This is a genomic window from Spirulina sp. CCY15215, from assembly GCF_016888125.1.
In the GTDB taxonomy this organism is placed as follows: Bacteria; Cyanobacteriota; Cyanobacteriia; order Cyanobacteriales; family Spirulinaceae; genus CCY15215.
This window is the reverse complement of record NZ_JACSWA010000456.1, coordinates 1-10,980: the sequence shown is the minus strand read 5'-3', so window position 1 is coordinate 10,980 and position 10,980 is coordinate 1. Positions and strand designations below refer to the sequence as shown.

The window sequence follows — 10,980 nt, the reverse complement described above, 5'->3', positions numbered from 1 at the left end:
GGTTTTTTATTACGGTTATTATTACTACTGTAATGATTGAATATTATCGTAGTGGGAGCGTCTCGCTCCCTAGGTTTTTTATTACGGTTATTATTACGGTTAATTTTCCGGATTTGATATTATTTTCAAGGATTTCCCTTTAAAGCGCGATCGCAGTCTGCAATTAAATCTTCTACATTTTCCAACCCCACCGATAAGCGCAATAAACTATCGGGAGTGCGCGTATTTTTCCCTTCAATTGAAGCACGATGTTCAATTAAACTTTCCACACCCCCCAAACTGGTTGCTCGACGAAATAGCTTAACATGAGCAGCCATTGCAAATGCCGCTTCTTTTCCTCCTTTTAATTCAATAGAAAGCATACCCCCAAAACCCGACATTTGCTGTGAGGCGATCGCATAACCGGAATGGGTGGATAAACCAGGATAATGAACTCGCGCGATCGCGGGGTGTTGCTGCAACCAACGAGCCAATTTATCGGCATTTTCGCAATGTCCCTTCATGCGATAGGGTAAAGTTGCAATGCCGCGTAAAATTAACCAACAGTCAAAAGGTGAAGGAACCGCACCTCCTATATGTTGAATATGACGCACTTTCTCGAAAAAATCAGACTCTTTTTGAGCAATAATTGCCCCCCCCAAAACATCACTATGTCCCCCTAAATACTTAGTCGTAGAATGCACAATAAGATCGCATCCTAACGCAAAGGGTTGTTGCAATACAGGAGTCGCCCAAGTATTATCACAAACAGATAATGCCCCCACCTTGTGCGCGATCGCCGTTACTGCACCGATATCCGTTATCTTTAACATAGGATTAGAGGGGGTTTCCAGCCAAACCAAGCGCGTATCAGGGGTAATAGCCGCTTTAACCTCCTGCAAATTGGTCATGTCTGCAAACGTCACCTTTAACCCCCAAGGCTGCATCAGCGATCGCAATAACGTCCCCGTCCCCGAATAAGCATCATGGGGAGCCACCACGCGATCGCCGGGGTTTAATGCCTGAAAAATGCTCATAGTTGCAGCCGACCCAGAAGCAAAGGCCGACGCGACTTTTCCCCCTTCTAAAGCCCAGAGACAATCCTCTAACATGACCCGATTGGGATTGCGATCGCGAATATAATTATAATTGTGAGGATAACTCCCATCCGCTTCTCGCTCAAAAGTGGTTGAGAGATAGAGGGGAGGGACAACGGCTCCTGTGGCCGGGTCTACCTGTCGTCCTGCATGAATTGCGCGAGTTTCAATTTCCATCTTTCTCTATTCTTTGGCCAAAGTTTCTCGATCGGGATTTACGCAGCTAGGGAGAGATGCTCCCATTGTAGTTATAACCCGATCGCACTGCTTTAGAGTAAAATTGTGGGATAGCATTGACAATGAACGCGATCGCCCAATATTGAACTCAACCTAAAACGATGAGATTTATTAGCCCTAAAACCGACTTTGCTTTTAAGAAAATATTTGGTTCAAACGAGAGTAAAGATATCTTGATTAGCTTCTTAAACGCCCTAGTTTATGAAGGGCGATCGCAGATTCAAAATTTAGAGATCATCGATCCTTATACTGGAGGAAGTACCGTTGATTTAAAAGATAGCTATTTAGATGTTAAGGCTGTTCTTGCAGATGGAACGACAGTCATTATCGAAATGCAAGTCTTAAATGTAGCAGCCTTTGAAAAACGAGTAATTTATAACTTAGCCAAAACGTATAGTAATCAATTAAAATCTGGTCAAGGCTATACTTATTTAAAACCTGTTATCGCCTTAAATATAACTGATTTTAAGCTATTTGAAAAGACAGAAGAAATCATCACACATTTCAGTTTTAAAGAAAAAAAACAAGGCTTTGAATATCGCAAGGGTGAATTAGAAATGATTTTTGTTGAGCTACCCAAATTTAGAAAAAAGCTGGAAGAATTACAGAATTTAACAGAAAAATGGATATTTTTTATGAAAGAAGCACCTTCCTTGGATGCTATCCCTTCTGTACTCAGTGAAATTCCCGAAGTCGAGAAAGCACTCAATATTGCAAATCAAGCCAACTTGAGTATTAAAGAGCTAGAAGAAATTGATAAACGAGAAATGTTTATAGAAGATCGACGTGGTTCTATTGTTCTTGCTTTAGAAGAAGGGCGCGAAGAAGGGCGCGAAGAAGGGCGTGAAGAAGGGCGATTAAAATTGTTACGATTAATCTTTCAACTTCTCAGGCGCTTGGGAGAACTTTCAACTGAGGTTGAAGATGCAATAAAACGGCTTTCTCTCTCCGAATTAGAAGAATTAGGAGAAGCAAGTTTAGATTTTTCCAATTTAGAAGCACTATCAAATTGGTTGGAAATCCGAAACTAAGCATCGAGGATTAATTATCTTAGAAAACATCCATTACCAAATTTTAAGATGAAAGAAAGGAGAGAGAAAGCTCATGAGAAAAGCGATCGCTATTGGTGCGCGATCGCACCTGTCCCGTACAACCTGCAAGAATTTGTCATTTCTAAAGATCGCGATCGCCAAGAATATCGTACTAGCTAGTGTAAAATGTAAAAGCAGATAAAATTCACTGAATATTATAACTTATGTTGAGATCGAATTGGCAAATTTCATCTGTAAAACAATTTCCCTTGGAAATTATACTTATCATAGTAGGAGTTTTTCTACTATCTTTTTCGCATTTATTTGTTCGATTTAGCGAACAGGAAATTAGTCCTGTTACTATAACCTTCGATCGCTTCTTTGTCTCTACAGCTATCCTAACTCTAGGATATTTTGTTCAATCTCTGATTAAATTTCCCGTTGCTGAGAGTAGCCTTCAGCGTCCAACTCGCCAAGCAATTCCTTTGTTTATTATATCCTCTATTTTAGGTTCATTAACCGCAGGACTTTTAGCCTTATCTTTGCTATATACCAGCATTGCGAATGCTAGTACATTCTGTAGTTGTACCCCCATTTTTGCAACTTTGGGAGGTTGGTTATTCCTGAAGCAAAACTTTAGCGGTCGATTTTTATTGGGCATGGCGATCGTCATCTGTGGGAGTATTTTAATTAGTATTGAAGGCTTTCAAGAATCTAGTCTAACTTGGATTGGTGATCTGTTAGCTTTACTCTCGGCTCTTACTTATGCTGCTAATTATTTGGTGCGGGAAAAACTAAGGGCAGATTTTTCATCTGACACTATTCTCTATTGGTATTGTCTCTGTAGCAGTCTTCTCCTTTTTCCCATTACTTTGGTCATGGGAGATCAATTTTTTCCCCGAACTTTACCGGTTTGGCTGGCGATCATTGGCTTAAGTCTTTTCTGTCAAATTATTGCTCAAATGCTTATAATTAATAGTCTCAAGAAATTTTCCTCGGGCTACATTACTTTGTTCCAAAAACTAGGACCTATTATTAGTGCTTGTTTAGCTTGGCTATTTTTTGGAGAGGTAATCAGTTTGCTCAATGGGCTATCCGTTGGTATTGTAGTTTTAGGTATATATCTTGCTAGTACGAGTCAAGTTTCAAAATCTGAGGAAAAAGCTCATGAAACAACCGCATAAATTTAGGAATCTTCCCCTCATTCCTAAAGTAGCGATCGCTCATTTACCGACGGCGATAGAACCAATGCCAAGGCTTACCGCAGCGCTAAAAGGTCCAGAATTATGGATTAAACGGGACGATCAAACAGGTTTGGCAATGGGAGGAAATAAAACGCGAATGTTAGAAAGATTTCTCGCAGATGCCCAGCAAAAACAAGCGCGATCGCTCATCACGAGAGGGTCATTAGTCTCTAATCACTGTCGTCAAACTGCAGCCGTTGCTGCCAAATTTGGACTGAAATGTATCTTAGTGATTAAAGGATTTCCTCCTCGAATAAGGCAGGGTAATCTATTTTTAAATCAACTCATGGCAGCCCAAATTGTTTTTACAGAAGGACGCTGCCCAGATAAGGTTTTGTTAGAAACCTTTGAAGATGCTCAAAAAATGGGCTTAAACCCCTATCTTATTGCCTATGGAGGAGCCCATGGATTAGGCTCTAGTGCTTATTGCGATGCAGTACAAGAATTAAACAATCAAGGCGGAAATTATGATATTATCATTGTTCCTACTTCTTCGGGTGCTACCCAAGCCGGATTAATATTTGGTTCTTGGTTTTATGGATTAAATACGCAAATTTATGGTATTAGTGTTGATGAATCATCAGCATATTTGACCGACAAAATTCTCTCTCTCCTAGAGAATTTACAGACTCTTTATCAGCTTGACAATTTACCCGATCGCTCCCTTATTATGGTGAATGATGATTATTTGGGGGATGGTTATGCAGCGATCGGCGATCGGGAAAGAGAGGCCATTCATTTGTTTGCTCAATATGAAGGAATCTTGCTCGATCCAGTTTATACTGCACGGGCAGCCGGTGGACTAATCGATCTAATTCGCACGGGAAAAATTAAGTCTCAGGAAAAAGTTGTTTTCTGGCATACGGGAGGTTTACCCTCTCTATTTGAAATGGCAGAATCTCTACAATAAAACTAATCTCTAAAATTTATCTAGATTTAATGAATTTTCCCCTATAAACTATCAAGTTTAGGTAAAACTGAGATGATTATCAAAGAATTAACACCTGATAACAGCTTAAATTCTAGCAAGATTGCGCCTAACTTTTATGAAGAGGTTTTCAACTGTTTTCAAGAGTTTAAAACCTTATGGCATAGATTACAAAAGTACGCGCAGAATGTACAGCCAACTTGGGGAACAACCTTGGCTGAAGGGGTTGCATTGCATCAATTACCCCAGTTAAGCGATCGCCTTTTGCCTGAGATAGTCAATGTTATCTTTGGTGTTACAGAGAGTGAGATTATTGCTGCTATTTGTTATCTTTGGGAAAATTGTCAGCTTAAAGCAGAAGCATCTGCTGTCTTGCCGATCGCCGCTTATTTGGCGAATCCTAGTTTTTTTAGCCGATATCAGCAAGTCTATTTCTTTATTACAGGAGGAAACATTGAAGACGATCTCTTTCATAAAATTCTGAGGGGAAATGTGACTCAATAACCTGTATTTTAAACCTAACGTGAATATCAAGAAAAACTATGTTGCCAGAAGTATCAAAAATATGTCAAGATACTTAAATTGGGTGTTTTATTCATCCTTCCTCCCGAAACAATTCTTTTGCTGCAATGAGTGCGTCTTCCCCCAAATCCACAACGACTAAAGCCCCCAAACAACCTCCCCACGAAGACTATCGCCACTTGGATCGAGAGCAACTCTCCCCCATGATGCAGCATTATATTGCCACAAAAGAAGAGTATCCCAACGCACTTTTACTCTATCGGGTGGGAGATTTTTTTGAATGTTTCTTTCATGATGCAGTTAAAATCGCACAAGAGTTAGAACTGGTTCTCACGAGCAAGGAAGGAGGAAAAGGGATTGGTAGAGTGAGTATGACGGGAGTTCCCCATCATGCCTTAGATCGCTACACGGCAATGTTAGTAGAAAAAGGCTTTGCTGTTGTCGTTTGCGATCAAGCGGAAGATGCTGCGATCGCTGCTTCGGAAAAGCGCATGGTTAAGCGAGAAGTACAACAAGTTCTCACACCAGGTACTTTAACCGATGATGGGATGTTGGCCGCGCGACGCAATAATTATCTGGCTTCCGTTGTCATTGCTAAAACCCATTGGGGACTTGCTTATGCTGACATTTCTACGGGGGAGTTTTGCACCACCCAGTCGCAAAATTTAGAATCTCTCAGCATTGAATTACAACGCTTACAACCGTCGGAAATTCTCTATCCGAGTAATGCGATCGATATTGGTCGTTTATTGCGTCCTGGGGAAACATCTGAAGACCTTCCGGAAGGGCTTCCTCCTGAATTTTGTTACTCTTTGCGTCCTCAGAAATACTTTCACGCGACAGAAGCAAGAAACCGCCTTTTAGAAACCTTTAAAGTGAGTTCTTTAGAAGGAATGGGCTGCGATCGCTTAACATTAGGAATTCGTGCTGCTGGTGGCTTATTACAATACCTCGAAGATACGCAAAAAGCAAATCAAGTTCCTTTGCAACCTTTACACACCTATTCCCTCGCTGATTATCTCATTCTCGACCCGCAAACTCGTCGTAATTTAGAAATCAATCAAACCGTAAGAGATGGGAGTTTTAATGGCTCTTTATTATGGGCGATCGATCGCACGAATACCGCAATGGGAGGGAGGGCTTTGCGTCGTTGGTTTATGGAGCCGTTATTGGAAATTAAGGGCATACAAGCGCGTCAAGAAAGCATTGGCGAATTAACAGAAAATCATGCGCTGCGGGAAGATTTACAGCAAATATTACGACAATTTTACGATTTAGAACGTTTATCGGGACGAGTGGGATCGGGACGCACTACGGCTCGAGATTTAGTCAATTTAGCTGACTCTTTGGTGCGATTATCTGACTTAGAAGAACTTGCTTGTTTGGGGAATTCTCCTTATTTACGAAGACTGCACAAAATTCCTCCAAGTTTGCAAGAATTAGGCAGGCACGTTTTAGCAAATATGGTAGAATCTCCTCCTCTTCATGTTAAAGAAGGAGGACTCATTCGCGATGGAATTAACCCCTTATTAGATGAGCGTCGCCAACAATTGGAAGAGGATCGGCAATGGTTGGCCAATTTAGAAATTACGGAGCGAGAAAGAACGGGAGTTGCTAAATTAAGGGTAGGATATAATAAAACTTTTGGTTATTATATTAGTATGCCTCGCAATAAGGCAGGAGATGCTCCAGAAAACTACACCCGCAAACAAACTTTACTGAATGAAGAACGATATATTACTTCAGAATTAAAAGAGCGGGAAACGCGCATTTTAAGCGCTAAAGAAGATTTGAGTAATTTGGAGTATGAGATTTTTACTGAATTGCGCTTAGAAGTGGCAGAAAAGGCACAAGAAATTCGCAATATTGCTCGGGCAGTGGCTGCAATTGATGTTTTAGCAGGGTTAGCAGAAGTGGCAATTTTACAAGGCTATTGCTGTCCAGAAATATCTCAAGATAGAACTATAAAAATTGTTGAAGGTCGCCATCCTGTGGTTGAAAAAAGATTGGGACAAGGATTTTTTGTTCCCAATTCTGCTGCAATGGGATACAATAAAACAGAGTCAGAAAATCCCGATTTGATTATTTTAACTGGACCCAATGCCAGTGGAAAAAGCTGTTATCTTCGGCAAATTGGTTTAATTCAACTCATGGCACAAACGGGCAGTTATGTGCCTGCAACGTCGGCAAAATTGGGGATATGCGATCGCATTTTTACTCGCGTTGGTGCAGTGGACGATTTAGCCACAGGACAATCAACGTTTATGGTGGAGATGAATGAAACAGCAAATATCCTCAATCATGCTACTCCTAAATCCTTGGTTTTATTGGACGAAATTGGACGAGGGACGGCAACTTTTGATGGATTATCTATTGCTTGGGCTGTAGCAGAATATCTCGCTTCTGAAATTAAATCTCGCACAATCTTTGCCACGCACTACCACGAATTGAACGAATTAGAAACAATTTTAGAAAATGTGAAGAATTATCAAGTTACAGTCAGAGAATTACCCGATCGCATTGTTTTTTTGCATCAAGTTAGTCCAGGGGGGGCCGATCGCTCTTATGGTATTGAAGCAGGAAGATTAGCGGGTTTACCCGACTCGGTAATTAGTCGTGCTAAACAGGTGATGGGACAGATTGAAAAACATAGTAAAATTGCTTTAGGGTTACGAAAAGGAATTACAAAGAAAGAAGAAAATATAACTCGCGATAATGGTAAAAGAATGGAACAGTTAGATATTTTTGAATCGTAGGGGTTTGGTCTCCAAACCCTTATTCAGATAATAACTTAACAAAAAAAATCAAAAATAGTTCAATTTTTCCTTGACAAGATTGACTTGACAATGATATTCTAACAGAGTGGGAATCTGTGCGTTCCTGCGAACCCGTTTTCAATCGGAAAAATAAGAGATCGCGGTACAATTTAATCTGATTGAAGTTCAGAAATATAGATCGGTAATAAAATTGTTCATATTATCACGATACGTCAGAGGATCGCGAGACAAACCAACAGAGGATTACCTTAATCATTACCCTATAATTCTTAACAAAAAAAAGCCAAAAATAGTTCAATTTTTCCTTGACAAGATTGACTTGACAATGATATTCTAACAGAGTGGGAATCTGTGCGTTCCTGCAAACCCGTTTCCAATTGGAAAAATAAGAGGGCGATCGCAACATTAAACTTTATCCAAATTCAACGCATCCAATAACAAATCTGCCCCAAATCTTACCGCATCCGTACAAGGTAAACCCGTTTCCTTCTCAACATCAGCGATCGCCATTTGTGCCTCTTTTTCGCTTAAATGAAACGTATTCAGGGCGATCGCCTTCACTTCCCCACCTGTAAAAGCACCTCCCGCCCTCACTAAATTCTCATAGGACTTAACTACTTCTGATAAAGGAGGGATGAAAACATCAGGACAATCTCGAATCGTTTTTTGTCCGGCTCGATGTACTAAAATTAACCCCGTCGGCTGACTGCCACGAATTAAAGGTAATGTTGCCGTAGAACCGGGATGAAGTAAAGATCCCTGCCCTTCAATCAACAGCAAATCGCAGTGAGATCCTAACGCGATCGCCGCCCTTTCCACCGCCCCAGCCGCAAAATCCACCCGGATCGCATCCAAAGGAATCCCCTCCCCCACGATCGCCAGTCCCCCTTGTCCCGTCGCCAAAAACCGCGTCGAAATGCCCCGTTTTTGAGCAACTTTTCTTAACTCCAAACTGGTTGACATTTTACCGATCGCCATATCCGTCCCCACCGTCAGAATTCTCTCACAAGTTAGCGATCGCGCCCTACCCCGACCAATACTCAACCCCGAAGGTTCTTGACGAATATCCCAAATCCATTGCCCCTCGCGCAATTCCCCCGCAATTTCCCCCATTGGACTATGGAGACCATTGACCACGGATAACCCCGCTAAAACAGCCTCTTTGACCTCTTGCTGCCACTCCTCCGGTAGAATACCCCCAGAAGGAGCAATGCCAATTAACAAAACATCGGGTTGATAGGCGATCGCCTCCCCCACGGAAGCGACAATAGGAATATCCCCAGGAATGCCCGTTAATGCCCCTAAAGACCCCCCCGCATGGCCGCGATCGATAACCGCCGCCACAGTCGCTTCTCCATAGCGCAAAAACGCCAAACCCGTCTTCCCCGAATGCCCGCTAATCCCGTCATGTAATAAAATCGCCACGCGATGGTTTTTGGTTAATCTCATGCCAACTCAATCCCCAAACCCGGTAAATTTCTTGGTACTAATCGCCCATTATCTAATATTGCTCCCCGAAACGGATCGTCAACTAAATTTAAGTGACTGTCAAGATCGATATAATCCGCATAAGATGCCAGTTGAGACATAGCCGTATTCGCCAAAGCACTATCAGAATAACAACCATACATGATTTGCAGATTTAATATCTTAGCAATCCGAATCATATTCAGAGCCTCCGTTAGTCCTCCGGATTTCATGATCTTAATATTAATACCATGAATGCAATGCGCCAAACGCAAAATATCGGCACTATTAAAACAACTTTCATCAATAAAAATCGGCAAAGGAGACTTTTCATATAAAATAGGAAAATCCTTTTCTGCGGCGACATTTAAAGGTTGTTCGAGATGGCAAACCCCTCGTTCTGCAAGCCACTGGGACATTTTAATCGCATCAGACAAACTCCAGCCCCCATTGGCATCAACGCTTATTTCTGCCTGGGGTATTTCTTCTCTCACAGCGAGGAAAAGAGCGCGATCGCATTCAATGCCCTCGGGACTGCCCAATTTTAATTTAAACACCTTTGCATCTATGGATTGTTGCCACAGATGAACTCTTTCCTTCGCCTTTTCTGGGGAACTAATTCCCACAGTTACTGAAGTAGGAATAATGCGACTTAAATCTAAACCCCACAACTTCCATAAAGGTAAATAAGCACGTTTTCCCAACCAATCATAGAGTGCCATATCGATCGCCGCCCTGACTGCGCTTGATGTTTTCGCCTCTTGTAAAACCCCCTCAATTTTTTGCCGTTCTAAAGGCGTAAACTGTTCCAAACTGGGAAGAATAACCTTTAATTCCTCAATTAGCGCTTCCGGACCGATTTGGCTTTTTGTTAGGATTGAAAAAGGCGTTACTTCTCCCCAACCTTCGAGTCCATGATGCTGCAATCTTACCCAGATATTGGTATTACCCGCACTCGTCCCTCGACTAATTGTGAGAGGGACTTGCTTGCGGACTGTAAAGGTTTGGAATTTGATTTGCATTGGTTCTATTGGAGAATATTTGGGTACAGGATTGCGATCGTGACGATCTTTACTTAAATTTAACTTGATTCCAACATTTGGATTATGTTTGGATTATGATAGATAGACTTCGTTAAAATTTTCTCTAGTCTCATGGGTATTTGTCGTCAATCCCTTCTCTCTCATCCTCTAGCTTATTGGTTTTCTGTTCTAGCTTTGGTATTCACGGCGATCGCAACACCGTCAGCCAAAGCAGAGATAATTTCTGGAATCATCAATGATGGCACGGGAACAATAGTAGCACCCCAAGGCAGTCAATTTGATATTACAGGAGGAACCACTGCGGGAAATAACTTATTTCACAGTTTTCAAGAATTCGGTCTTTCTGCGGGGGAAATTGCCAACTTTATCTCTAATCCCAATATTCAAAATATTCTCAGTCGCGTTGTCGGTGGAAATCCTTCCCTCATTGACGGTTTAATTCAAGTAACTGGGGGGAATTCTAACTTATTTTTGATGAACCCTGCGGGAATTGTTTTTGGGAGTAATGCCAGTTTAAACGTACCGGGAGATTTTACCGCAACCACAGCAACGGGAATTGGTTTTGGCAATAATCAATGGTTTAATGCTTTTGGAGAAAACAATTACACAGAATTAACAGGAATCCCTTTTCAATTTGCCTTTGATGTTTCCCAAC

At 41.5% G+C, this 10,980-nt stretch carries 10 protein-coding genes; 7 read left to right on the top strand and 3 right to left on the bottom strand.

Features of this window, described 5'->3' with window-relative positions:
* Positions 1 to 125 precede the first annotated feature (125 nt).
* Positions 126 to 1,253: an aminotransferase class V-fold PLP-dependent enzyme gene (locus JUI58_RS14620; protein WP_204104532.1), complete on the bottom strand. Its 1,128-nt coding sequence runs from the start codon at positions 1,251 to 1,253 to the stop codon at positions 126 to 128.
* A gap of 161 nt (positions 1,254 to 1,414) precedes the next feature.
* Here JUI58_RS14620 and JUI58_RS14615 point away from each other — a divergent pair, with 161 nt between their 5' ends.
* The 6 genes from JUI58_RS14615 (at position 1,415) to mutS (ending at position 7,794) form a co-directional block, all read left to right on the top strand.
* On the top strand, positions 1,415 to 2,344 hold the full coding sequence (locus tag JUI58_RS14615) for an Rpn family recombination-promoting nuclease/putative transposase (protein WP_204104531.1): 930 nt from the start codon (positions 1,415 to 1,417) through the stop codon (positions 2,342 to 2,344).
* Positions 2,345 to 2,392: 48 nt separating this feature from the next.
* Positions 2,393 to 2,524, top strand: coding sequence for a hypothetical protein (locus JUI58_RS27055; protein ID WP_275414358.1), 132 nt, complete (start codon positions 2,393 to 2,395; stop codon positions 2,522 to 2,524).
* 44 nt (positions 2,525 to 2,568) lie between these two features.
* Positions 2,569 to 3,528, top strand: coding sequence for a DMT family transporter (locus JUI58_RS14610; protein WP_204104530.1), 960 nt, complete (start codon positions 2,569 to 2,571; stop codon positions 3,526 to 3,528).
* Entirely contained in the window at positions 3,512 to 4,498 is a 987-nt protein-coding gene (locus JUI58_RS14605; RefSeq protein ID WP_204104529.1) for a D-cysteine desulfhydrase family protein, read from the top strand. The genes JUI58_RS14610 and JUI58_RS14605 overlap by 17 nt, the downstream gene beginning before the upstream one ends.
* A 72-nt stretch (positions 4,499 to 4,570) precedes the next feature.
* Positions 4,571 to 5,020, top strand: a complete 450-nt coding sequence (locus JUI58_RS14600) for a hypothetical protein (protein ID WP_204104528.1) — start codon at positions 4,571 to 4,573, stop codon at positions 5,018 to 5,020.
* Positions 5,021 to 5,145: 125 nt separating this feature from the next.
* Positions 5,146 to 7,794, top strand: a complete 2,649-nt coding sequence (gene mutS / locus JUI58_RS14595; RefSeq protein WP_204104527.1) for a DNA mismatch repair protein MutS — start codon at positions 5,146 to 5,148, stop codon at positions 7,792 to 7,794.
* A gap of 426 nt (positions 7,795 to 8,220) precedes the next feature.
* Here the strand turns inward: mutS and JUI58_RS14590 are convergent, their stop codons facing one another.
* Positions 8,221 to 9,264: a DUF1611 domain-containing protein gene (locus JUI58_RS14590; RefSeq protein ID WP_204104526.1), complete on the bottom strand. Its 1,044-nt coding sequence runs from the start codon at positions 9,262 to 9,264 to the stop codon at positions 8,221 to 8,223.
* Complete coding sequence (locus JUI58_RS14585; protein WP_204104525.1) at positions 9,261 to 10,304, bottom strand: dipeptide epimerase; 1,044 nt, start codon at positions 10,302 to 10,304, stop codon at positions 9,261 to 9,263. The genes JUI58_RS14590 and JUI58_RS14585 overlap by 4 nt, the downstream gene beginning before the upstream one ends.
* Before the next feature lie 132 nt (positions 10,305 to 10,436).
* Here JUI58_RS14585 and JUI58_RS14580 point away from each other — a divergent pair.
* Positions 10,437 to 10,980 (top strand): filamentous hemagglutinin N-terminal domain-containing protein (locus JUI58_RS14580; protein WP_204104524.1); only part of this gene is annotated, 544 nt, incomplete at its 3' end.